Genomic DNA, 22602 nt, shown 5'->3' on the forward strand with positions numbered 1-22602 from the left:
TCCGTCTCAGAGTTCGCGGGCCACGCGGAAGCCGATCCAGTCGCCACGGGCGTCGGGGTAGGCATTGTTGCGGTTGCCCGAGCGCGAGAAGATCGGCGGCTCGCCCCAGTCGTTGCCGCGGATCTGTACCAGTTCGCACTTGTCCTCCATCCACGCGCTGCCGTCGCCCGGCGCGCCGTTGTAGTGGTCGTGCCAGCAATCGGCGACCCACTCGTAGACGTTGCCGTGCATGTCGTAGACGCCGAAGGCGTTGGGCGGGAAGCTGCCCACCGGCGAGGTGAAGTTGTAGCCATCGCTGGCGCCGTAGGTGTTGGCGTGCTTGGCGATGCTGTATTCCTTGCCTTCGTCGAACGGGAAGGGGAAGGGGCCGGCGCTGCCGGCGCGAGCGCCGTACTCGCGCTCGGCCTCGCTGAGCATGCGGTAGTGCTTGCCGGTCTTCTTCGTCAGCCAGGCGGCGTAGTTCTTCACGTCGTTGTAGTCGACGCACACCGCCGGCTGGCGAGGGCCTTGCTTGTAGCGCGGCTTGCCGGCGATGCATTCGCGGCCGGGGCGGGTATCGCCGTCGGCCAGCTTGACGCCGGTGGCTTTCAGGTAGGCGTCCAGTTCGCCGGCGGTGACCTGGTAGCGGCTGATGGCGAACGGCCTGGCGAAGGTCACGCGGTGCAGCGGGCCTTCGTCGGGCTGGCGGCCGACCTCGTCGTCCGGGGTGCCCATGGTGAAGCTGCCAGCGGGCAGCACGACCATTTCCGGACAGTCCTTGCAATCCTTGAACACCGTGCCGGGTTTCTTCGCTTCGTCGGCGAAGGCGGGGGCGGCGGCGATCAGTGCGGCCAGGACCAGGGGCGATAATGCGTGCATGGCGGTTCTCGTTGAGTGGCGAAAGGGGTCAGGCGAGCTGCGGGGCGAGGATTTCCAGCACCCGGTCGATCTCCGCCTCGTCGTTCAGCAGGCTCGGTGCCAGGCGCACCACCGGGCCGACGTCGCGATCCACGGCGTCGCTGATCACTCGATGGGCCATCAGGTGCCTGGCGAGCGTCTCGCACTCGCGGCCTTCGACGCGGAAGAAGGTGAAGCCCGAGGACAGCTCGGGGCTGGTCGGCGTGACCAGGCGGACCTTGGGATGCTCGCCCAGGCGCTGCTTGAGATAGGCGTTGAGCTGGTGGATACGCGCCTGGACCTCGGCCTTTCCCAACCGCAGGTGCAGCTCGAAGGCGGTGCCCAGGGCCAGGCGATGTTCGAAGGCGTGGTAGCCGCCGGGGGTCATCAGGGTGCCGAAGTTGTCGGCCCGGCTGAAGGTCGGGATGCTCGGCACCAGGTGCTCCTGGAGCTGCTCCGAGCGGGCGATGATGACCCCGGTGCCGCGCGGGCCGAACAGCCACTTGTGGGTGCCGGCAATGAAGTAGTCGCAGTCGAAGTCGGCGAAGCTGACGTCTTCCACGCCGAAACCATGCACGCCGTCGACCACGTAGATGATCCGGTCCTGTTCGTCGCGCTTCTGGTTGAGTTCGCGCACCAGCTTGCCGATCTCGCGGATCGGCAGCTTCACGCCGCTGCCCGACTGCACCCAGGTCATGCCCAGCACCCGGGTCTGCGGGCGGATCTGCGCGGCGATGCTGGAGAGGATCTCGTCGACGGAAACCCGGTGCGGGTCCTTGAACAGCGGAAACTCGCGGACCTGGGTACCCATGCGCTTGTGCCGGTACTCCAGGGTGGTGTAGGTGGAGTAGTGCTCGTGGGAGGAGGTCAGGATCTCCTTGCCCGGCTGCACCAGCAGACCGCCGTAGATCGCCGCCAGGCCGTCGGTGGTGCTGCCGGTGAGCGCCACCTGGCCAGGTTGCACGGCGAAGTAGCGACCTGCCCAGGCGCGAGCCTCGTCCTCGTATTTCCAGATTTCCTCGCGATGCCAGTCCACCGCTTCGCCCGGGTTGCGGTCGAAGCGGGCACGCAAGCGTTCGATGGCCTCCCGGACTGGTCGAGGGTGGGAGGTGAGGAGGAAGTTCGCGAAGTGCAGATACTGCGGGTCGAGATCGAATTGCTGGCGCAGCGCTTTCCATTTATTGCCGGCGCCGCTCGGGGCGCCTTCGGCGCGCAGCGGCTGGGCTGCGGAAAGCAGCGGCAGGCCGGCGGCGAGAATGCCGGCCTGCTTGAGAAAGGTACGACGGTCGTTCATCGGGAGGTCCGTGGCGGCGTGGTCAGGGGGTGGCTGTCGGCTTGGCGCGTTTCTGCACTTCGCCCCAGGCGCGGAGGAAGTTGCCTCCCCAGAGCTTGGCGATGTCGGCATCGGAATAACCGCGGGTGATCAGTTCGGCGGTGACGTTGCGGATTTCGCTGACATCCTTCCAGCCGTCCACGCCGCCGCCGTCGTTGAAGTCCGAGCTGATGCCCACGTGGTCGATGCCGACCTTCTTCACCGTGTAGTCGATGGCGTCCACCAGCTCCTTGAGGCCGGCCTTCGGCTCCTCTTCGAGGATGCCGTAGAGGGCGCTGGCGTATTCGCCGAAGCGTTGTTCCGGCCAGATGGCGATGATCGGGTCGCCCGGCATCAGGGCGTTGTCCAGGCCGTCGAGGGGTTGCAGGTCGAAGCGCGCGCGCAGGGCGTTGAGCTTGTCCAGGGTCGGTTTGCTCAGCGGGCGCAGGTAGGCGGGGAAGCCGACCACCTGGATCACGCCGCCGCTGTCCCTGATCAGTTGCATCTCGTGGTCGCTGAGGTTGCGCTTGATGTCCACCAGGGCGCGCGGCGCGGAGTGCGAGGCGACGATGGGCGCGCGGCTGAGGGCGGCGACCTGTTCCAGGGCCTTGGTCGACATCTGCGAGACGTCGATGATCACCCCGAGATCGTTGAGCCGTTCGACCGCCTGCTTGCCTAGCGGGGAGAGGCCGCCCAAGGCATCCGCCGTATCGTTGAAGAACGGCAAGGGCCGCGACGAGTCGGCCCAGTCGTTGTTGCCAACGTAGCTGAAGCCGAACATGCGTACGCCGCGGGCGGCCCATTTGTCCAGCTGGGAAAGGTCGTCGCCCAGCGGGTAGGCATTGAGCATGCTCATGACAATGGCGAACTTGCCTTCCATCGCCAGGCGGCGGAAGTCCTCGGGGGAGTAGGCGATGCCGACCTGGTTGGGGAAGTCGCGGACCATGCCGGTGAGAATCTTGTAACGAATTTCCTGCTGGTGGCGGGCTTCGTCGACGAAGCCCGGAGTCGGCTTGTGCGGCGCGTCGGGGCCGTTCCACATCTCCGGCCAGCCGAAGATCGCCAGGGCCGCGCCGGACAGGCGTCCGCGGCCGGCCTTGACCAGGTCCAACTGGCCCGGTCCGTCCTTGTCCACCTCGTTGCCGGTGGTGCCGAAGTCCAGTGGCACGGTGATCCGGCTGTCGAAGGAGAGGATGCGTTCGTGCAGTTCCTCGGCGTGCTGCATGACCTTGCGCGGGTAGCCGGCGTTGTCCCGCCACTGTGTCCAGGCCAGCCAGCCGCCGATGGCCAGCAGGACGATGAGCAGTGGCAGGCCGAGGTAAAGCGCCGTTCTTTTGCGAGTTCTAGTCATTGCCGTCCCAGTCAGGTTCGAAATCGGTGGGTGCCGGTCGTTCCGCGTCGCGGAGCGGGGCACCTGTCAGGGTGGGACGAGGGCAAGGGCGGAAAATTTAGCGGGCCGGCGAATTCGCCGGGTGCCGCCAGCGACGCCGGCTCCGGTAAATTTGCCGATGGACGGAACGTTCTAGCTGGATAAAGCGGGTTCCATGGCTGAACAGGTAGGACGATGACGGTTTCTCGACGCGGATTCATGGCGGGTTTGGCGCTCACCGGAGCGGCTGCCCTGCCGGTGGCTTACTACACACATCGTCATCTGGTCCGCCTGCGCGAAGACGAGGAGCACCCGGCCACACCCGGCGAAGCGACGCTGGACTTGGCCGCCACCGAGGCCATGCGCCTGGGCGACCGCCTGCGCGGCATCTGGGACCTGCGCCTGCTCGGCGCCGACGCCGGCCTGCCGGGGTTGCCGCTGGAGGGGTTGGAACTGGTGCTCGACGTGGCGCCCAGAGGGCTGGGCCTGATCGGCTACCTGGATACTCCGGAGCGCCTGAGAGCACCGCAGGAACCGCGCTTCCGCCTGCTTGGCGACCTGGTCGGTGCGCGCTCCGCACGCATCCGCTGGCGCCTGGTGGACGGCAACGCCGCATCGATGACACCGAGCTACGATTGCTCGGCGGTGTTCGACGAAGTCTGGGACAACCTGGCCAATGCCGGCGACGGCACCCTCAGCGGTCGCCTCGAGCGTCTCGAGCGCTCGCCGCTGCAGGCGCAGGAGGATTTCCGCTTCGTGGCGGTCAAGCGCCCGTTTCCGCTGGCTCGCGAGCGCATCGGCCTCAACGAGCGCTTGCTCGCCTGGCTGGTCTCGCCGCAGCATCGCCTGTTCCACCAGCTCTGGCACGCCTCGCGGGACAAGTGGCACCGGCTTTCCGAGAAGCAGCGCAACGCCCTGCGCGGCGTCGGCTGGCAACCCGGCCCGCTGGATCGTGAGCGCGACGCCCGTGGCCGGCGCAAGGACCGCAACGCCTCCGGCATCGACTTCTTCTTCATGCACCGGCACATGCTGTACACCGCGCGCTCGATGCAGGACCTGCCGTCCTGGCGGCGCCTGCCGTTGCCGGGCGTACCGCTGGCCCACGACCGGGTCGGCTTCCTGCGCTACTTCGACAATCCCGACGGCTGTTCCGTCCCGCCGGCCTGGGTCGCGGTGGACGACGACGAATACACCGAGTGGCTGCGTGGGCTGAAGAGCGACGAGGGCTATCACGCCAATTTCCTGGTCTGGGAGTCGCAATACCAGGACCCGGAATACCTGGCGAAACTGACGCTCGGTCAGTTCGGCTCGGAGATGGAGCTGGGCATGCACGACTGGCTGCACATGCGCTGGGCTTCGGTTACCCGCGATCCCTCCAATGGCGCGCCGGTGATGAGCGACCGGGTGCCATCGGACTTTTCCCCGCGCTGGTTCCGCCCGGAAAACGACTTCCTCGGCGATCCGTTCTCGTCCCATGTGAATCCGGTGTTCTGGTCCTTCCACGGCTGGATCGACGACCGCATCGAGGATTGGTATCGCGCCCACGAGCGTTTCCATCCTGGCGAAGTGCAGCGCCGCGAAGTGGAGGGCATCCAATGGTTCGCGCCCGGTCGATGGGTCGAGGTCGGCGATCCCTGGCTGGGTCCGGCGACCCATGGATGCGGCCTGTCGGATCTGCAGGCGAGCAGCAACTCGGTGGAGCTGGACGTGGAAACCATGAAGCTGGCCTTGCGCATCATCTTCAGCGAAGAAGACCAGTTGAGCGGCTGGCTCAAGCGTGCGCCGCGGCGGCCCTGGTACGCGCGCAACCTGAAGCTGGCGCGCGATCAGCTCAGGCGCTGAACGGCGAAAGAGCGAGTAAGGATGGAGAGGCCCGCGCAACGCGGGCCTCAGTCTTTCCGCACGAGATTCTCGCGGTCGCTCTGCCAGCCGCCGCCGAGGGCCTTGTACAGGCCGACCGAGGCCTGCAGGCGGGCCAGCCGCAGTTGCACGGCGGCATCCTGCGCCGCGTACAGCGTGCGTTGCGTTTCGAGGACCGTCAGCAGGGTTTCCGCGCCGGCCTGGTAGCGGCTGTCGGAGAGGTCGAAGGCGCGCTGCGCCTGCTCCAGTTCCTGCTGCTGCCAGTGCAGTTGTCGGTCGATGCCGTCGATGCTGTTCAGCGAGCGCTCGGTGTCGGCAAAGGCGGTGAGGATCGCCTTGCGGTAGGTTTCCAGCAGTTCTTCCTGGCGCGCCAGACTGCGGTCGCGGTCGGCGCGCAGGCGGCCGTGGTTGAAGATCGGTGCGAGCAGGTTGGCGCCGAGGTTGTAGTAGGGGCTGCGGAAAGTGTCGGCGGCGCGGTTGGCGCCGGACGACAGCGAGGCGCTCAGGGTCAGCCTGGGGAACAGCGCCGCGCGCGCCACCTGGACGTCGGCCTGGGCCGCGGCCAGTTGCGCTTCGGCGTTGGCGATGTCGGGACGGCGACCGAGCAGTTCGCTCGGCAGGCCCGCTCCGGTCTCCGGCCAGCGCAGGCTGTCGAAAGGCCGTTCGGCCACCCGCAGGTCCTGCACCGGCTCGCCGATCAGGGTGGCCAGGGTAATCAGCGCCTCATGGGTCTGCTGTTCGAGCAGCGGCAGCTGCTTGCGCTGGCTGGCGACCAGGCTGCTCTGCTGGGCGACCTCCAGGGCGGTGGCCGAGCCGGCGGCGTGACGGGTCTCCACCAGGCGCAGGACGTGCTCGGCGTTGTCCAGGTTGAGCCTGGCGATGCGCTGCTGTTCGCGCAGCGCCAATAGCTGCAGGTAGCTGTTGGCGACGCCGGAGAGCAGGGTCAGTTCTACCGTGGCGCGGTCGTACTCGCTGGCCTTGAGGCTTTCCAGGGCGCTGCGATAGGCAGCCCGGCGACCGCCCCAGAAGTCCACTTCGTAGCTGGCGCTGAGGCCGGCGGAGAAGGAGTCGACGGCGTCGTTGTCGGAGGTCGCGTCGGTACCGCTGTAGCCCGAGCCGCGCAGGAGTTTCTGCCGGCTGGCGCCGAGCGTCGCATTCAGCTCGGGCAGCAACGGCGCGCCGGCGATCACCGCCGAGGCCTGGGCCTGGCGCACGCGGGCTACCGCGGCGCCGAGATCCTGGCTGTTCATCAGGGCGCGTTGCAGCAGGCTGTCCAGCTCCGGCGCGCCGAAGGCCTTCCACCACTGGCGGATATCGCTGGCATCGCTGCGCCCGGCCGCCAGGTAGCGCCACTGGGCGGGCGCGGCCAGGCCGCTGTCGAGGGGCGCCGGCGCGCTGCCGCAGGCGCCGAGCAGCAGGCAGGCGGAAAGCAGGGAAAGATTCTTCATGGACATGTCCGTCATTGGCTGGCCAGGGCGGCCACCGGGTCCAGCTGGGCGGCCTTGCGCGCCGGCATGAAGCCGAACACCAGGCCGGTGACCAGCGCACAGCCGAAGGCGCCGACGATGGCCGACAGGGAAAAGGCCACCGCGACCTGGCCGAGCAGCAGCATGCCGCCGATGCTCAAGGCCAGGGCGATCCCGGCCAGGCCGCCGACCACCGAGAGCATCGCCGCCTCGGTGAGGAACTGGCGGAGGATATCGCCCTGGCGGGCGCCAGTGGCCATGCGGATGCCGATCTCACGGGTGCGCTCGCGCACGGTCATGAGCATGATGTTCATCACCCCGATCCCGCCCACCAGCAGGGAGATCGCGGCGATCGAGCCGAGCATCAGCGACAGGGTGTTCTGGGTCGCCGCCTCGGCCTGGATCATCGCCGCGTTGTTGGTCAGCGCGTAGTCGCGCTGGCCGCGGTGCAGGCGCAGCATCAACTGGTCGATGGCGCGCTCGGCCTGGTGCACGCGCTGGGCGTCGGCGGCGGCGATGATCACGTACTCGGGGTTGCGCGTGCCGAACAGGCGGATGCTGGCGGCGGAGTAGGGGATGGCGATGCGGTTGTCGGCGTCCTGGTCGCCGGAGCTGGAGCCTTTCTCGGCGAGCACGCCGATGACCTGGAACGGCACGTTCTCGATGAGGATGTAGCGGCCGATCGGGCTGGCGCTGCCGAACAGCTTCTTGCGCACCTTGTAGCCGATCACCGCGACCGTGGTGGCGGCGGCCTCGTCGCGTTCGGTGAAGTAACTGCCCTCGGCCACCGGCCAGTTGAGGATTTCCGGGAAGTCGGTGTTGTTGCCACCGACGTAGGCGTGGTAGTCGATGTTGCCGTAGCGCACCACCAGCTTGCCGCCGTTCACCGGCATGACCTTCTTCACCTGGGGCAGGGTGGCGATGGCGGCGACGTCGTCGCTGCTGACGATGCCCATCGGCGCGCGCGGGTTCGGCGAGTCGCCGCTGAGATAGATGATGTTCGAGCCGAACGCGCCCATCTGCGCCATCACCTGGCGCTTGCTGCCCTCGCCGACGGCGAGCATGACCACCACCGAGGCGACGCCGATGATGATCCCGAGCAGGGTCAGCGCGGTGCGGAACCGATTGATCCACATCACCCGCCAGGCGGCGCGCACCGCCTCCAGCAGTTCGGCGCGCCAGGCCCCAGAGGGTTCGCTGCTGCCCTCGGCGAGGCGCTGGCTGAGATCGTCGGCCTGCAGGTGGCGCCCGACGCCGGCGCTCGGGTGCGCCGGGCGGTCGTCGTTGGCGCTGTCGCTGACGATCTCGCCGTCGCGCACCTCGATGATGCGCTTGGCGCGGGCGGCGACGTCGCGGTCGTGGGTGATCAGGATCACCACGTGGCCCTGGCCGGCCAGTTCGTCGAGCAGCGCCATGACTTCCGCGCCGCTGTGGCTGTCGAGGGCGCCGGTGGGCTCGTCGGCGAGGATGATATGGCCGCCGTTCATCAGCGCGCGGGCGATCGAGACCCGTTGCTGCTGGCCGCCGGACAGCTGGTGCGGACGGTTGCCGGTGCGCTCGGCCAGGCCCAGGCGTTCGAGCAGGGCCCGCGCACGGGTGTGTCGCTCGCTCGCCGGGGTGCCGGAGTAGATCGCCGGCATCTCGACGTTCTCCTGGGCCGAGGCGGAGGGGATCAGGTGATAGCCCTGGAACACGAAGCCGAACGCCTCGCGGCGCAGCCAGGCCTGCTCGTCGCTGTCCAGTTCGGCGACGTCGTGGCCGGCGAAGTGGTAGCTGCCGGAGCTGGGCCGGTCGAGGCAGCCGAGGATGTTCATCAGGGTCGACTTGCCGGAGCCGGAGGCGCCGACGATGGCGACGAACTCGCCGGCGTGGATCGACAGCGATACGCCCTTGAGTACTTCGACTTCCGGAGTGCCGTTGCCGCCGTAGCGCTTGCGGATGTCGCGCAGTTCGATCAGAGGGACGGGCTGCTTGGCGTTTTCCATCAGCTGTCGCTGCCGTCGGGAACGGCCATCAGCAGGCGGTCGCCTTCCTCCAGGCCGGCAAGTACCTGCACCCGCAGGCGGTCGCTGATGCCGGTCCTGATCTGGCGGCTCTGCGGCTTGCCGTTGCTGCCGACCACCCAGGCGACCTGGCCGCCCTTGCCGTCGTCGTGAATGGCGGCGACCGGTGCGGTGAGGATGTTTTCCGCGGTGGCGGCGACGAAGAACACCTGGGCGGTCATTTCCGCCATCAGTTGGTGGTCGCCGTTGTCCACGTCGACCAGCACGGTATACAGCACCACCCGGCCGCTGCCGCTCTGCCCGCCGCTGCCGCTGGTGGGGCTGCCGCCGCCCTGGTTGCTCTGATCCAGCGGCTTGGGCGGCACCGGGAGGATCTGCCGGACCTTGCCGGTCCAGCGCCGGCCTTCGCCGCTGAGAGTCGTGAAGTAGGCCGGCATGCCGGGCTTGACCCGGCCGATGTCGGCTTCGGAGACCTGGGCCCAGACGGTCATCGGCGACAATCTGGCGATCCGCAGGATCAGCGGGGTCTGCTGCTGGGCGTTGAGGGTCTGGCCTTCGCGCGCATCGACGGCCACCACCGTGCCGGACATCGGCGCGTAGATGCGGGTATAGCCGAGTTCGGCTTCGTCGCTGCGCAGCGAGGCCTGGGCCTGGCGGATCTGCGCCTGGTACATGTCGATCCGCGCCTGGGTGGCGAGCATCTGCGCCTGGGCGCTCTGCACGTCCTCGGTGCGCGTCGCGCCGCCGGCGGCCAGTCGCTGCTGGCGCTGGTACTGCTGGCGGGCGAGGGTGTACTGGGCGCGTTGCTCGGCCAGTTGTGCCTTGAGCATCTCGATCGAATAGCGGCCGGCATCCACCTTGGCCTGCTGGGTGGAGGGGTCGATCTCGACCAGCAACTGGCCTTCCGTCACATCGTCCCCGGCCTCGACGTGCAACTTGCGGATCTGCCCGGAGGCCTGGGCGCCGACGTCGACGTAGCGCCGCGGCTGCAGGGTGCCGAGCGCCGAGACGCTGCTCTCGATGCTGCCGCGGCTGACGCTCACGGTATCGAAGCTGGTGCTGCGGAACGGGTAGGCCTGCCAGGCGGCCAGGGCGATCAGGGGGCTGAGGCAGACTGCGACGAGCAGTGCGCGACGAGTACTACGGGTTCGTCTCATTCGGGAATCCGGCCGGTGCGTGGAGAGACCGCCGTTGTATGTCGGGCGGGCTGGCGCTCCCAGGTATACGAAGGCGGAAGCGGATAATTTAGCGCCGGCTCAGAGTTGGGCGTAGCGGCTGCTGATGCGGATGCTGCCGTCGTCGCGGTGCTCGAGGTCGACCGGCAGGACCTTTGGCAGGGCCTCGACCAGGTTGCGTATCTCGCGGGTGCTGTAGATGCCGCCGATGCGCAGTTCGGCGCTGGCCTTGTCGGTAAGGACCAGCGGATGTTCCAGGTAGCGATTGATCAGCGGCAGGGCCTGGGCCAGTGGCAGGTCGTCGAGAACCAGGCGACCTTCGCGCCAGGCCAGGGCCTGATGGGTGTCGACCGCCTCGACCAGTGGTTGCAGCAGTCCGGGGTAGTAGCTTGCCTGCATGCCCGGGGTCAGGCTGCTGTCGCTGCCCGATCCTTCGCTGCGAACCTTCACCGAGCCTTCGGTCACGGTGACGACGACGTTGTCCTGGTACTTCCAGACATTGAAGCGGGTGCCGGTGACGGTGATCGAGCCCTTGCCGGCTCTGACCACGAATGGATGGGTCGTATCGTGGGTGACATGGAAATAGGCCTCGCCCTCGTCCAGGGCGACGCGGCGGATGTCCCTGAAGTTGGCGAAGCTGAGGCGGGTCTTGAGATCAAGCTCTACCTCGCTGCCGTCGGGAAGGGTGACGTGGCGGATGTTGTCCTGCGCCGCGTAGCGCTGGTAGCTGGAAGGTATCCAGCCCTGCAGCCAGCCCAGGTAGGCGGAGGCGGGGAGCAGGAACAAGGCGAGCGCGGCGGCTCGCGCCTGGCTTTTCCAGTGGCGCCGGCGGGACGCCCGCGGGCGTGGCCGTGCCTGGACGGCCGCCGGGGCGGCGGGGCGGCGGGGGAGCAACTCGCTGAGCTGCCAGATTTCTTCCATTGCCGCGTATTCGTCGGCGTGCCTCGGGTCGCTCGCCAGCCAGCGACGGAACTCGGCGCGCTCTTCCTCGCTGCAGTCCTCGGCATGCAGGCGCATGCACCAGTGAGCGGCGTCCTGGACCAGGGTGTCGCTGTCGGCGGGGAGGGGTGTCTTCATCGAGGGTTCCGTTTGCGCCTGTCGTCTCTCTTGGATGGCAAGGCTTTAAAGCTGGATGAGAATTATTATAAATTTAATGATTTCAGGCTGCCAACATCGCCTGTGGGGTTTCCCATTCGGTCAAGGATAGCGCTCACGCGGTAGCGAGCAGGAGTTGTCTTGGAAAACCATTATCGGGAGCTGTTGCGTTTCCTCTGCGCCAGGCTCGGAGACCGGCAGGCGGCGGCCGACGTTGCCCACGACGCGTATTTGCGCGTGCTGGAGCGCTCCAGTCAAGCGCGAATCGAGCATCCGCGGGCGTTCCTGTACCGGACGGCGCTCAATCTCGCGGTCGACGAACATCGCCGCAGCCGGGTGCGCAAGGCCGAGCCCTTGCACGTCCTCGACGAGGAGGAGGGTATGTCCGAGCCTTCCCCCCAGGTGCTCGAGGACCAGCGCCAGCGCCTGGACCTGCTGTCCCTGGCGCTGAACGAGTTGCCGCCGCTGTGTCGCGAGTCCTTTCTCCTGCGCAAGCTGGAAGGGCTTTCCCACAACGAGATAGCGGCGCACCTGAATATCTCCCGCAGCCTCGTGGAAAAGCACATCGTCAATGCGATGAAACACTGCCGCCTGCGCATGCGAGCCTGGGAGTCCAGTTGATCCAGCGCGGTTAAATTTCGTTTCCCGGTCCTCGTTCCTAGTCAACAGACGCCCTTACGGGCCGCTCTTGACCTATCGCTCCCCGGTTTCGGGAGCCTATCCAGAGGACACTGGAAATGACCCAGGCTACAGCAACCGCCGTCGTTCACGACCTTATCGGTATCGGCTTCGGCCCCTCGAACATCGCCTTGGCGATCGCCCTTGAGGAACGCGCGAAGACCCAGGGGGAACTGCAAGTCCTGTTCCTCGACAAGCAGGCCGACTATCGCTGGCACGGCAATACCCTGGTCAGCCAGAGCGAACTGCAGATTTCCTTCCTCAAGGACCTGGTGTCCCTGCGCAACCCGACCAGCCCGTATTCCTTCGTCAACTACCTGCACAAGCATGGGCGCCTGGTGGACTTCATCAACCTGGGTACCTTCTATCCCTGCCGCATGGAATTCAACGACTACCTGCGCTGGGTCGCCGGGCATTTCGCCGAGCAGAGCCGTTATGGCGAGGAAGTGCTGTCGGTCGAGCCGATGCTGGTCGAGCGCAAGATCGAGGCGCTGCGGGTGACTTCACGCAACGCCGAAGGCGAGGAATTGGTGCGGACCACTCGCTCGGTGGTGGTCAGCGCCGGCGGTACCCCGCGCATTCCCCTGGCGTTCCGCCACCTGAAAGACGATGGCAGGGTCTTCCACCATTCGCAGTACCTGGAGCGCATGCTCAAGCAGCCCTGTGTCAACGGCCAGCCGATGAAGGTCGCGATCATCGGCGGCGGACAGAGTGCCGCCGAAGCCTTCATCGACCTCAACGACAGCTATCCATCGGTACAGGTCGACCTGATCCTGCGCGGTTCGGCGCTGAAGCCGGCGGACGACAGCCCGTTCGTCAACGAAGTGTTCGCGCCCGAGTTCACCGACCTGATCTACAACCAGGAAGGCGCGGAGCGTGAGCGCCTGGTGCGCGAGTACCACAACACCAACTATTCGGTGGTGGATATCGACCTGATCGAGCGCATCTACGGCATCTTCTATCGCCAGAAGGTTTCCGGAGTCCCGCGCCACGCCTTCCGCAGCCTGCGCTCGGTGGAGAAGGCCACGGCAGGCGCCGAGGGCATCGAACTGGCGTTGCGCAATACCGCCAATGGCGAACTGAGCGTGCAGCGCTACGACCTGGTGATCCTCGCCACCGGCTACGAGCGGCAACTGCACCGTCAACTGCTGGAGCCGATGGCAGACTACCTCGGCGACTTCGAGGTCGACCGCAACTATCGCCTGATCACCGACCAGCGTTGCCAGGCATCGATCTACATGCAGGGCTTCTGCCAGGCCAGCCACGGCCTCAGCGACACCCTGCTGTCGGTGCTGCCGGTGCGCGCCGAGGAAATCTCCGGCTCGCTCTACCAGCACCTGAAGCCGGGTGCTCCGGCCCGTGCCCTGCACGAGCACGCCCTGGCCAGTTGACCGGCGTCACGCCGCCACGCCCTGTGTTGCCCGTTTCCCCGCCAGGGGATGTCCGGCACGCAGGGCGTTTTCGTTGCATGTTCCGGCCGTTCCGGCCACCACTTTGCAGAGAAACGACATCGATGGGGATGCGTACCGTATTGACCGGCCTGGCCGGCATGCTGTTGGGTTCGATGATGCCGGTCCAGGCCGATGTGGCCCGGCCGACCGGGCTGGCCGCGGACATCCGCTGGACCGCCTATGGCGTGCCGCACATCCGCGCCAGGGATGAGCGCGGCCTGGGCTACGGCATCGGCTACGCCTACGCGCGCGACAACGCCTGCCTGCTGGCCGAGGAGATCGTCACCGCGCGCGGCGAGCGGGCGCGCTATTTCGGCAGCGAGGGCAAGTCCTCGGCCGAACTGGACAACCTGCCGTCCGACATCTTCTACGCCTGGCTCAACCAGCCCGAGGCGCTGCAAGCCTTCTGGCAGGCGCAGACGCCCGCGGTGCGCCAGTTGCTCGAAGGCTACGCCGCCGGTTTCAACCGCTTCCTCCGCGAGGCCGACGGCAAGACCACCAGTTGCCTCGGCCAGCCCTGGCTGCGGGCCATCGCGACCGATGATCTGCTGCGCCTGACCCGGCGCCTGCTGGTGGAAGGCGGGGTCGGCCAGTTCGCCGACGCGTTGGTGGCCGCCGCGCCGCCCGACGCGGAGAAGGTCGCCCTGAGCGGCGAGCGGGCGTTCCAGGTGGCCGAGCAGCGGCGCCAGCGCTTCCGTCTGGAGCGTGGCAGCAACGCCATCGCCGTTGGCAGCGAGCGCTCGGTGGACGGCAGGGGCATGCTGCTGGCCAACCCGCATTTCCCCTGGAATGGCGCGATGCGTTTCTACCAGATGCACCTGACCATTCCCGGCCGGCTCGACGTGATGGGCGCCTCGCTGCCCGGTCTGCCGGTGGTCAACATCGGCTTCAGCCGCCACCTGGCCTGGACCCACACGGTGGATACCTCCAGCCACTTCACCCTCTACCGCCTGACGCTGGACCCGAAGGACCCGCGGCGCTACCTGGTCGACGGTCGCTCGCTGCCGCTGGAGGAGAAGTCCATCGCGATCGAGGTGCGCGGCGCCGACGGCAAGTTGTCGCGCGTCGAGCACAAGGTCTACCAGTCGCTCTACGGGCCGCTGGTGGTCTGGCCCGGCAAGCTGGACTGGAACAAGGGCGAAGCCTACGCCCTGCGCGATGCCAACCTGGAGAACACCCGGGTATTGCAGCAGTGGTACTCGATCAACCAGGCCAGCGACGTCGCCGACCTGCGCCGGCGCGTCGAGGCGCTACAGGGCATCCCCTGGGTCAACACCCTGGCCGCGGACGAGCAGGGCAACGCCCTGTACATGAACCAGTCGGTGGTGCCCTACCTGAAGCCGGAGCTGATTCCCGCCTGCGCCATTCCGCAGCTGGTCGCCGAAGGCCTGCCGGCCCTGCAGGGGCAGGACAGCCGCTGCGCCTGGAGCCGCGATCCGGCCGCGGCCCAGGCCGGCATCACCCCGGCGGCACAACTGCCGGTGCTGCTGCGCAAGGACTTCGTACAGAACTCCAACGACAGCGCCTGGCTGACCAACCCGGCCAGCCCGCTGCAGGGCTTCTCGCCGCTGGTCAGCCAGGAGAAACCCATCGGCCCGCGGGCGCGCTACGCCCTGAGCCGGCTGCAGGGCAAGCGGCCGCTGGAGGCCGGGATGCTCGAGGAAATGGTCACCGCCAACCATGTCTACAGCGCCGACCAGGTGCTCCCGGACCTGCTCCGCCTGTGCCACGACAACCCGCAACAGAAGGCGCTGGAGCAAGCCTGCGCGGCCCTGGCGCAATGGGACCGCAGCGCCAACCTCGACAGCGGCAGCGGCTTCGTCTACTTCCTGCATTTCATGCAGCGTTTCGGCGAGCTGGACGACGCCTGGAAGGAGCCGTTCGACCCGCAACGTCCGCTCGACACGCCGAACGGCATCGCCCTGGACAAGCCTGCGGTGGCCACCCAGGTACGCCAGGCGCTGCTCCAGGCCGCGGCGGAGGTGGAGGCGCTGGGCATTCCCCGTGGCGCGCGCTGGGGCGACCTGCAGCTCAGCACCCGCGGCCAGGAGCGCATCGCGATTCCCGGCGGCGACGGCCATTTCGGCGTCTACAACGCGATCCAGAGCGTCCGCAAGGGCGATCACCTGGAGGTGGTCGGCGGCACCAGCTACATCCAGTTGGTCACCTTCCCCGAGGGCGGGCCGCGGGCGCGCGGGCTGCTGGCCTTCTCCCAGTCCAGCGATCCGCGCTCGCCGCATTACCGCGACCAGACCGAGCTGTTTTCCCGCCAGCAATGGCAGGCGCTGCCCTTCAGCGACCGGCAGATCGATGCCGATCCGCAGCTGCAAAGGATGAGCATTAGCGAATGATAAGCAATGACTATCAGAATTGATGGGAAAATTCCTGACGGTTTTTTCGCGCTCGTTCGTCTTTAACCATAGAGGCGGCTGACGGCCGCCCAGTGCCAGGGAACACGTGCAGGCAGCGGGCAGGGATGCTCGGCTTCGGCGGGAACCCGCTACCCATTCGTCCACGAAAGGAGCGTCACGATGACCCATTCGCCCGTCAAGCAGATGTTGAAGGAGGCCGGCCTGAAGATGAGCCTGGCCCGGCTGAAAGTGATCGATGCGCTGTGGGAAGCTTCCGGGGAACAGGGCCGGGTACCGATCCGGGCCCTCCACCAGCGTCTCTCCGAGACCGGCACGCCGCTGTCGCTGGTGAGCATCCGCCAGGTACTCGGACGCCTGGTGGACAGCGGTCTGGTGACCCTCGACGAACAGGACGTCTACAGCCCCGGCCGGGCGTGTGCCGACGTTTCCGGCGGGCGCGGCGCGCCGGAGCGTCGCGAGGCGGCCAACGAGCAGCGGCTCTGATCCGCTATGCCTGACCTCGGGCAGCGGGTAAAGTCTGCCCCATGCTCAATCCCGACGATTTCCGTTTTCCTTCCATCGAAGCGTTGCAGGCGTTCGAGGCGGCTGCCCGGCTGGGCACCTTCGAGCGTGCCGCCGAACTCCTGTCGATCACCGGCAGCGCCGCCAGCAAGCGGGTCTCCGGTCTCGAGGGGATGCTCGGGGTCAACCTGCTGCAGCGTGATGGCCGCTCCCTGGCGCTGACCTCCCACGGCCGCGAGTATCTCGAACAGATCGCGCCGATCCTCGCCCAGCTCGCGGCGGTTCCGCTGCATCGTCGCCAGGTCCAGCGCCAGCAGCGGCTGACCCTGCGCACGCCGCCGACCTTCGCCCGGCAGATCCTGATTCCGCGCCTGGCGTCCTTCGCCGAGGCCTGTCCGGAAATCGAGCTGGAGATCCTCCTGTCGAGTCCCTCGGACGGCCAGGACCTGCCGCTGGCCGACGTCGAGGTGCGCGGCGACAGCCACGGCGTGGCGGCCGGCGAGCGGCTGCTGGAGGAGCGCGTGCTGCCGCTGGCCGCGCCGGGGCTGCTGCTCGGCCTGCCGCGGCCCTGGACGCCATCGATGCTCGCCGGCCTGCCGCTGCTGCGCTCGCCGCTGGAGCCCTGGCAGCCCTGGTTCCGCGTGGCCGGGCTGGACTGGCCGGAGCCCTGCGCCGGGCCGCGCCTGCTCGATTTGGGCATGACCCTGGAGGCCGCGGCCAACGGCCAGGGCGTGGCCCTGGCGCGACCGTCGCTGGCGCGCGCCTGGCTTGCCGAGGGGCGGCTGGTGGCGCTGTTCGCGCTGCGGTCGGCGCCCACCCATCACTATCATCTGCGCAGCCACCAGGCCTCGCCGGCCAGCCAGCGTTTCGCCGCCTGGCTGGCGGCGATCTGCCGCGAAGCGGTGGCCCAGGGCCGGGAATTCCTTGCGGCGGCGGACGACTGAAACGGCGGAATTTCCTTCCGCCGACGCCGAGAATTATTCCGCCTGCGGCGGCGCGTCGCGCTCTACCATCCAGCCACCCCCGAAGGAGTGGACTGCATGAGCGTCATCACCGATATCGAAGACCTGCGCCGCCTGGCGCGCAAGCGCGTGCCACGGATGTTCTACGACTACGCCGATTCCGGTTCCTGGACCGAGGGCACCTACCGCGCCAACCAGGACGACTTCGCCGCGATCAAGCTGCGCCAGCGGGTCGCGCGCAACATCGAGAACCGCTCGCTGCGCACCCGCATGCTCGGCCAGGAGATGGCCATGCCGGTGGCCATCGCGCCCACCGGGTTGGCCGGCATGCAGCATGCCGACGGTGAGATCCTCGCCGCCCGCGCCGCCGCCGAGTTCGGCGTGCGCTACACCCTGTCGACCATGAGCATCTGTTCCCTGGAGGACATCGCCACGGAAGTCGGCCAGCCGTTCTGGTTCCAGCTCTACGTGATGCGCGACCGCGATTTCATCGAACGCCTGATCGAGCGCGCCAGGGCCGCGGGCTGCGACGCGCTGGTGCTGACCCTCGACCTGCAGATCATCGGCCAGCGCCACAAGGACCTGAAGAACGGTCTCTCGGCGCCGCCGCGGCCGACCCTGGCCAACCTGCTGAACATCGCCACCAAGCCGCGCTGGGCGCTGGGCATGCTCGGCACCCGGCGTCGCGGTTTCGGCAACATCGTCGGTCACGTCAAGGGCGTCGACGACATGGGCTCGCTGTCCGAGTGGACCGCCCGCCAGTTCGACCCACGGCTGAACTGGGGCGACGTCGAATGGATCAAGCGGCGCTGGGGCGGCAAGCTGGTGCTCAAGGGCATCCTCGACGCCGAGGACGCGCGCCTGGCCGCCGACTCCGGCGCGGACGCACTGATCGTCAGCAACCATGGCGGACGCCAGCTGGACGGTGCGCCTTCGACCATCAGCGCGCTGCCGGCGATCGTCGAGGCGGTGGGCGAGCGCATCGAGGTCTGGCTCGACAGCGGCATCCGTTCCGGGCAGGACGTGCTCAAGGCGATCGCCCTCGGCGCGCGCGGGACCATGATCGGCCGTCCCTATCTCTACGGGCTGGGCGCGCTGGGGCAGGCCGGGGTGACGCGGGCGCTGGAGATCATCGCCCGCGAGCTGGACCTGACCATGGCCTTCTGCGGGCATACCGACATCCGTGAGGTCGGCCGGGACATCCTGTTGCCGGGAACCTATCCGCGATAGCCGGGAACGGCGGCGGGAGGGAAGAAGCGGAAGCCGCGCGGCTCGGCGGCCGCGCGGCAAAGAGGATCAGGCGGCGGAACTCCAGCGCAGGACGATGCTGCCGTCGCGTTGCGGGTCGAGCAGCCACTGGCTGGAACGGTCGAGGTCTTCCAGCAGGTGGGCCCAGTCGCCCTCGTCTTCACCGGGCAATCGGGAAATGCAGGCCTGGCAGGCCTGCTGGGCCGCCGGGGCGTGGATGATGCGCTGGATGCGGGTGTTCAGCAGGTCATAGGCCGTGGGCAGGGCGGGGATCGATGCAGTGTGGTTCATGGGTGCCTCCGCTTGCTTTCTCGGTTATGGGTGGGTTGGACAAGGAACCCTCGGTTCCGCGAGCTACCTTTGTAGCGGAAGTCGTGTGAAGAAAGTATTGCAACGTTGTCGCAGGGGCCGGGTGGAGATGTACGGTTCTTGGCAACGGGTCTGGCGCCGGGCGACACTGCGCCGGGGAAAATCGTTGCGCATTGTTTCAATGCGCGGAAAGACGTTTTTCCAGGGATGGGCTTTGACCGGCGGCCCGGGCAGGGCATGGTGGCCGGTACTTCTCGATGGATACGACTGCATGGCGTTAGAACCTTCCGATGTTTTGCTCGAATCGGTGTTTTGTCAGCTGGATGCCGACACCCCGCGTTCCCTCCACGATCTCAAGGGCGATCCCAGGGCCAACCTGATGGCGATCCGCCTGCTGTTCCGCCAGGGCCGTATCACCGGCGTGCTGCTGGACGACCCCGGCGGCGCCGAGGACCAGTACGGCCCGCTGATCTATCACGCCGAGCGCCTGCGCATCCGGCGCGGCTAGTCCCGGCCGGCGAAGCGCCTCGCGCTTGGCTAGGGTGATGGATGGCAGCGTTGCGGCGCATTCCGCCCCAGCCTCGGTATCGTTGAATTTCATTCAACGATACGTTCAGTCCTGCCTGGTTATCCGCCGCGGCGCGCTGGCGAATAATCTTCCGCTTCAGCCTGGGAGGCGGTTCGCGGCGCCTTGGGGCGCATCGCAGAGCCGCGCTGATCCATAAACAGAAACCAGAAAAGGCGTGCACCGATGATTACCCTCAACCTCAACGGTCAGGATCATCAGCTCGATGTCACCGAGGATATGCCCTTGCTCTGGGCCATCCGCGACGTCGTCGGCTATACCGGGACCAAGTTCGGCTGCGGCATGGGCCTGTGCGGCTCGTGCACCATCCACATCGACGGCCAGGCCACGCGCTCGTGCATCACGCCGGTGAGCCTGGCGCAGGGCAGGAAGGTCACCACCATCGACCACCTGCACACCGACAAGATCGGCGAGGTCGTCCAGCAGGCCTGGCTGGACATCGGCGTGGCGCAGTGCGGCTATTGCCAGGGCGGGCAGATCATGTCCGCCACCGCGCTGCTGAAGAGCAATCCCGCGCCCAGCGACGAGCAGATCGAGGCGGCCATGGCCGGCAACATCTGCCGCTGCGGCACCTACAACCGGATCAAGACGGCGATCCACAACGCCTCCGCCAAGCTGCAGGAGGCCAAGGCATGAAGCGCTCGACTCTCGACGACCTGGTCATCGGCAACCTCAGCCGCCGCGGCTTCCTCAAGGGCGTCGGCGCCACCGGCGTGCTGCTGGTCGCCGCCAACTGGGGCTGGCGCGACGCTCTGGCGGCGGAACAGAAGGCTTTCGGCGCCGACGCCATGCCCCACGGCTGGGTGGACAACCCGAAGATCTACGTGAGCATCGACAAGGACGGCACGGTCGGCATCGTCTGCAACCGCTCGGAAATGGGCCAGGGCGTGCGCACCAGCCTGGCGATGGTGGTGGCCGACGAGCTGGAGGCCGACTGGAGCCGGGTCAAGGTGATCCAGGCGCCCGGCGACGAAGCGCGCTACGGCAACCAGGACACCGATGGCTCGCGCAGCATGCGCCATTGGTTCGAACCCATGCGCCGCTGCGGCGCGGCGGCGCGGCAGATGCTCGAACAGGCCGCGGCCAATCAGTGGAAGGTACCGCTGGGCGAGTGTCGCGCCGAACAGAACAGGGTGCTCCACGCGCCCAGCGGCCGTTCGCTGTCCTTCGGCGAGCTGGCCGAGGCTGCCGCCGGCCTCGATGTGCCGGCGCGCGACAAGCTGGTGCTGAAGAAGCCCGAGCAGTTCCGCTACATCGGCAAGGACGTGGCGCGCGCCATCGACGGCGCCGACATCGTCAACGGCCGCGCCGGCTTCGGCTTCGACGCGCGCTTCGACGACATGCTCTACGCGGTGGTCGCCCGGCCGCCGATCTACGGCGGCAAGCTCAAGCGCTACGACGCCGCCGCCGCGCTGAAGGTGCCGGGGGTGCTCAAGGTGATCGAGATCGAAAGCCGGCCGATCCCGTCCGAGTTCCAGCCGCTGGGTGGGGTCGCCGTGGTGGCGAAGAACACCTGGGCAGCGATCAAGGGGCGCGAGGCGCTGGTGCTCGAGTGGGACGCCGGGGTCAACGGCGGCTACGACTCGGTGGCCTACCGCAAGCAACTGGAAGAGGCCGCGCGCAAGCCGGGCAAGGTGGTGCGTGACAGCGGCGATGCCGCGGCGCTGTTCGCCAGGGGCGGGGATATCGTCGAGGCCGAGTACTACCTGCCGCACCTGGCCCAGGCACCGATGGAACCGCCGGTCTCCACCGCCTGGTACAAGGACGGTGCCTGCGAGGTCTGGGCCCCGACCCAAGCGCCGCAAGTGACCCGCGAGCGCATCGCCGAGCGGCTGAAGCTGCCGTTCGACAAGGTCACGGTCAACGTGACCCTGCTCGGCGGCGGTTTCGGCCGCAAGTCCAAGCCCGACTACGTGCTCGAAGCGGCGATCCTGGCCAAGGCGTTCCCCGGTCGCCACCTGCGCGTGCAGTGGACCCGTGAGGACGACCTGCATTTCTCCTATTTCCACACGGTCTCGGTGGAGCGCCTGCAGGCCGTGCTCGGCGCCGACGGGCTGCCGCAGGCCTGGCTGCATCGCTCGGTGGCGCCGAGCATCACCGCGCTGTTCGGCCCGGACAGCAAGCACCAGGGCGCCTTCGAGCTGGGCATGGGCCTGACCAACCTGCCATTCGCCATTCCCAACGTGCGCCTGGAGAACCCCGAGGCCCCGGCGCACACCCGGGTCGGCTGGTTCCGCTCGGTCTCCAACATCCCCCATGCCTTCGCCATCCAGAGCTTCGTCGGCGAACTGGCGGCGAAGGCTGGCCAGGACCCGAAGGACTACCTGCTCAAGCTGCTCGGCCCGGCGCGGCGGATCGACACCGCCGAACTCGGCGACAGCTGGAACTACGGCGAGTCGCCGCAGCGCTACCCGCTCGATGTCGGCCGCCTGCGCGGGGTGATCGAGGAGGCGGCGCGCCAGTCCGGCTGGGGCGGCGAGCTGCCCAGGGGCAGGGCGCGGGGAATCGCCGCGCACTACAGCTTCGTCACCTACGTGGCGGTGGTGATCGAGGTGGAGGTGAAGGACGACGGCGCGCTGCTGGTGCACAAGGCCACCATCGCCGCCGACTGCGGTCCGCAGATCAACCCCGAGCGCATCCGCTCGCAGCTCGAGGGCGCCTGCGTGATGGGCCTGGGCCTGGCGGCGCTGGGCGAGATCAGCTTCAAGGATGGCAAGGTCCAGCAGGACAACTTCCACCAGTACGAGCTGGCGCGCATGCCGCTGGCGCCCAAGGCGGTGTCGGTGCATCTGCTCAAGCCGGACGGCGACCTGCCGCTGGGCGGGGTCGGCGAGCCCGGGGTGCCGCCGATAGCGCCGGCGCTGTGCAACGCGATCTTCGCCGCCACCGGCAAGCGCATCCGCGAGTTGCCGATCCGCAATCAGTTGCAGGGGTGGCGGAAGGCCTAGGTCCTTCGTCCTGGTCGTCGCCTGCGTGAGTTCGCGCGAGCGCAGGCGATGGATCAGGTTCCACGCGGAAGTCATTGTCGAAGAAGAGTTTTCCGTGCCGCCGTCCTTCCCTGGCAGAGGCCTGTCGGCGGATAACGCGCGAAGCCTCGTTCGCCCTGCGCAGCGAAGGCGGCAAGCGGACGCCAGGGCGGACAACGCGTAGCGTTATGCGCCGCCTTGTCGTCTCAACTTAAAGTGAATTCTAGTATTTTATTTGTATTATTAATCAATAAGATAAATCGTTTATTAAAAGTATTTTATAAGAAGTGAGGGTCTTCCCAGCCGCTCCAGGCCGCCTGCTTGCCGTCGAAACCGGATGCGCAATTCTCCAGGATCGACGACCCCGCGTCGT

18 protein-coding genes are annotated in these 22602 nt (G+C 67.6%); 10 read left to right on the top strand and 8 right to left on the bottom strand.

What is annotated here, in order from left to right; translation table 11 throughout:
* Nucleotides 1–6 precede the first annotated feature (6 nt).
* The 3 genes from pvdO to pvdM are packed head-to-tail and all read right to left on the bottom strand — an operon-like array spanning nucleotide 7 to nucleotide 3539.
* Nucleotides 7–858, bottom strand: coding sequence for a dihydropyoverdine dehydrogenase (gene pvdO / locus PSPA7_RS13635; RefSeq protein WP_012075667.1), 852 nt, complete (start codon nucleotides 856–858; stop codon nucleotides 7–9).
* Between the two features lie 28 nt (nucleotides 859–886).
* A complete protein-coding gene (pvdN, locus tag PSPA7_RS13640) occupies nucleotides 887–2170 on the bottom strand; it encodes a pyoverdine-tailoring periplasmic protein PvdN (RefSeq protein ID WP_003148549.1) in 1284 nt (427 codons plus the stop codon).
* 22 nt (nucleotides 2171–2192) lie between these two features.
* Complete coding sequence (gene pvdM, locus PSPA7_RS13645) at nucleotides 2193–3539, bottom strand: pyoverdine-tailoring dipeptidase-like protein PvdM (protein ID WP_012075668.1); 1347 nt, start codon at nucleotides 3537–3539, stop codon at nucleotides 2193–2195.
* A 213-nt stretch (nucleotides 3540–3752) separates the two neighbouring features.
* On the opposite strand from pvdM, the gene pvdP reads away from it, so the two are divergent.
* On the top strand, nucleotides 3753–5399 hold the full coding sequence (gene pvdP, locus PSPA7_RS13650) for a pyoverdine maturation tyrosinase PvdP (protein WP_041025344.1): 1647 nt from the start codon (nucleotides 3753–3755) through the stop codon (nucleotides 5397–5399).
* Between the two features lie 47 nt (nucleotides 5400–5446).
* Here pvdP and ompQ read toward each other — a convergent pair whose 3' ends face one another.
* The 4 genes from ompQ to PSPA7_RS13670 all read right to left on the bottom strand — a co-directional run bounded on the left by ompQ (nucleotide 5447) and on the right by PSPA7_RS13670 (nucleotide 11138).
* Complete coding sequence (gene ompQ / locus PSPA7_RS13655; protein ID WP_012075671.1) at nucleotides 5447–6871, bottom strand: pyoverdine export/recycling transporter outer membrane subunit OmpQ; 1425 nt, start codon at nucleotides 6869–6871, stop codon at nucleotides 5447–5449.
* A gap of 5 nt (nucleotides 6872–6876) precedes the next feature.
* Complete coding sequence (gene pvdT, locus PSPA7_RS13660) at nucleotides 6877–8868, bottom strand: pyoverdine export/recycling transporter ATP-binding/permease subunit PvdT (RefSeq protein WP_012075672.1); 1992 nt, start codon at nucleotides 8866–8868, stop codon at nucleotides 6877–6879.
* Nucleotides 8868–10043: a pyoverdine export/recycling transporter periplasmic adaptor subunit PvdR gene (gene pvdR, locus PSPA7_RS13665; RefSeq protein ID WP_012075673.1), complete on the bottom strand. Its 1176-nt coding sequence runs from the start codon at nucleotides 10041–10043 to the stop codon at nucleotides 8868–8870. The genes pvdT and pvdR overlap by 1 nt, the downstream gene beginning before the upstream one ends.
* A gap of 99 nt (nucleotides 10044–10142) precedes the next feature.
* Nucleotides 10143–11138, bottom strand: a complete 996-nt coding sequence (locus PSPA7_RS13670; RefSeq protein ID WP_012075674.1) for a FecR family protein — start codon at nucleotides 11136–11138, stop codon at nucleotides 10143–10145.
* Between the two features lie 159 nt (nucleotides 11139–11297).
* On the opposite strand from PSPA7_RS13670, the gene PSPA7_RS13675 reads away from it, so the two are divergent.
* The 6 genes from PSPA7_RS13675 (at nucleotide 11298) to lldA (ending at nucleotide 18350) form a co-directional block, all read left to right on the top strand.
* Nucleotides 11298–11777 (top strand): sigma-70 family RNA polymerase sigma factor, encoded by a 480-nt coding sequence (locus tag PSPA7_RS13675; protein ID WP_003151871.1) that lies wholly within the window; start codon nucleotides 11298–11300, stop codon nucleotides 11775–11777.
* A gap of 116 nt (nucleotides 11778–11893) precedes the next feature.
* Nucleotides 11894–13225 (top strand): lysine N(6)-hydroxylase/L-ornithine N(5)-oxygenase family protein, encoded by a 1332-nt coding sequence (locus PSPA7_RS13680; protein ID WP_012075675.1) that lies wholly within the window; start codon nucleotides 11894–11896, stop codon nucleotides 13223–13225.
* A 122-nt stretch (nucleotides 13226–13347) separates the two neighbouring features.
* The gene (pvdQ, locus tag PSPA7_RS13685) at nucleotides 13348–15636 is read left to right on the top strand and encodes a bifunctional acylase PvdQ (RefSeq protein ID WP_041025346.1); all 2289 of its coding nucleotides are present in this window, start codon (nucleotides 13348–13350) and stop codon (nucleotides 15634–15636) included.
* Nucleotides 15637–15816: 180 nt separating this feature from the next.
* Nucleotides 15817–16140 carry a hypothetical protein gene (locus tag PSPA7_RS13690; protein WP_003151868.1) on the top strand — a complete coding sequence of 108 codons (324 nt, stop codon included), beginning with the start codon at nucleotides 15817–15819 and terminating at the stop codon, nucleotides 16138–16140.
* Between the two features lie 41 nt (nucleotides 16141–16181).
* The gene (locus PSPA7_RS13695) at nucleotides 16182–17102 is read left to right on the top strand and encodes a LysR substrate-binding domain-containing protein (RefSeq protein ID WP_012075678.1); all 921 of its coding nucleotides are present in this window, start codon (nucleotides 16182–16184) and stop codon (nucleotides 17100–17102) included.
* A gap of 96 nt (nucleotides 17103–17198) precedes the next feature.
* Nucleotides 17199–18350 carry an L-lactate dehydrogenase LldA gene (lldA, locus tag PSPA7_RS13700; protein WP_012075679.1) on the top strand — a complete coding sequence of 384 codons (1152 nt, stop codon included), beginning with the start codon at nucleotides 17199–17201 and terminating at the stop codon, nucleotides 18348–18350.
* A gap of 66 nt (nucleotides 18351–18416) precedes the next feature.
* Here the strand turns inward: lldA and PSPA7_RS13705 are convergent, their stop codons facing one another.
* Nucleotides 18417–18659, bottom strand: a complete 243-nt coding sequence (locus tag PSPA7_RS13705; protein WP_003154699.1) for a DUF1654 domain-containing protein — start codon at nucleotides 18657–18659, stop codon at nucleotides 18417–18419.
* 289 nt (nucleotides 18660–18948) lie between these two features.
* Between PSPA7_RS13705 and PSPA7_RS13710 the strand changes: the two genes are divergently transcribed.
* The 3 genes from PSPA7_RS13710 to PSPA7_RS13720 all read left to right on the top strand — a co-directional run bounded on the left by PSPA7_RS13710 (nucleotide 18949) and on the right by PSPA7_RS13720 (nucleotide 22211).
* Nucleotides 18949–19185 carry a hypothetical protein gene (locus tag PSPA7_RS13710; protein ID WP_003154697.1) on the top strand — a complete coding sequence of 79 codons (237 nt, stop codon included), beginning with the start codon at nucleotides 18949–18951 and terminating at the stop codon, nucleotides 19183–19185.
* 243 nt (nucleotides 19186–19428) lie between these two features.
* Entirely contained in the window at nucleotides 19429–19899 is a 471-nt protein-coding gene (locus PSPA7_RS13715) for a (2Fe-2S)-binding protein (protein ID WP_003154695.1), read from the top strand.
* A complete protein-coding gene (locus PSPA7_RS13720; RefSeq protein WP_012075680.1) occupies nucleotides 19896–22211 on the top strand; it encodes a xanthine dehydrogenase family protein molybdopterin-binding subunit in 2316 nt (771 codons plus the stop codon). Before PSPA7_RS13715 ends, PSPA7_RS13720 begins: the two co-directional genes overlap by 4 nt.
* Nucleotides 22212–22602: the final 391 nt, after the last annotated feature.

Source organism: Pseudomonas paraeruginosa PA7 (assembly GCF_000017205.1).
Classification (GTDB): domain Bacteria; phylum Pseudomonadota; class Gammaproteobacteria; order Pseudomonadales; family Pseudomonadaceae; genus Pseudomonas; species Pseudomonas paraeruginosa.

Bases quoted from the DNA above. Each gene is read 5' to 3' on its own strand.
- pvdT (WP_012075672.1), bottom strand. From the start codon at position 8,868: ATGGAAAACGCCAAGCAGCCCGTCCCTCTGATCGAACTGCGCGACATC.
- pvdQ (WP_041025346.1), top strand. From the start codon at position 13,348: ATGGGGATGCGTACCGTATTGACCGGCCTGGCCGGCATGCTGTTGGGT.
- PSPA7_RS13680 (WP_012075675.1), top strand. From the start codon at position 11,894: ATGACCCAGGCTACAGCAACCGCCGTCGTTCACGACCTTATCGGTATC.
- PSPA7_RS13715 (WP_003154695.1), top strand. From the start codon at position 19,429: ATGATTACCCTCAACCTCAACGGTCAGGATCATCAGCTCGATGTCACC.
- PSPA7_RS13705 (WP_003154699.1), bottom strand. From the start codon at position 18,659: ATGAACCACACTGCATCGATCCCCGCCCTGCCCACGGCCTATGACCTG.
- PSPA7_RS13710 (WP_003154697.1), top strand. From the start codon at position 18,949: ATGGCGTTAGAACCTTCCGATGTTTTGCTCGAATCGGTGTTTTGTCAG.
- ompQ (WP_012075671.1), bottom strand. From the start codon at position 6,871: ATGTCCATGAAGAATCTTTCCCTGCTTTCCGCCTGCCTGCTGCTCGGC.
- PSPA7_RS13720 (WP_012075680.1), top strand. From the start codon at position 19,896: ATGAAGCGCTCGACTCTCGACGACCTGGTCATCGGCAACCTCAGCCGC.
- pvdM (WP_012075668.1), bottom strand. From the start codon at position 3,539: ATGACTAGAACTCGCAAAAGAACGGCGCTTTACCTCGGCCTGCCACTG.
- pvdP (WP_041025344.1), top strand. From the start codon at position 3,753: ATGACGGTTTCTCGACGCGGATTCATGGCGGGTTTGGCGCTCACCGGA.
- pvdN (WP_003148549.1), bottom strand. From the start codon at position 2,170: ATGAACGACCGTCGTACCTTTCTCAAGCAGGCCGGCATTCTCGCCGCC.
- PSPA7_RS13690 (WP_003151868.1), top strand. From the start codon at position 15,817: ATGACCCATTCGCCCGTCAAGCAGATGTTGAAGGAGGCCGGCCTGAAG.
- pvdO (WP_012075667.1), bottom strand. From the start codon at position 858: ATGCACGCATTATCGCCCCTGGTCCTGGCCGCACTGATCGCCGCCGCC.
- pvdR (WP_012075673.1), bottom strand. From the start codon at position 10,043: ATGAGACGAACCCGTAGTACTCGTCGCGCACTGCTCGTCGCAGTCTGC.
- lldA (WP_012075679.1), top strand. From the start codon at position 17,199: ATGAGCGTCATCACCGATATCGAAGACCTGCGCCGCCTGGCGCGCAAG.
- PSPA7_RS13695 (WP_012075678.1), top strand. From the start codon at position 16,182: ATGCTCAATCCCGACGATTTCCGTTTTCCTTCCATCGAAGCGTTGCAG.
- PSPA7_RS13670 (WP_012075674.1), bottom strand. From the start codon at position 11,138: ATGAAGACACCCCTCCCCGCCGACAGCGACACCCTGGTCCAGGACGCC.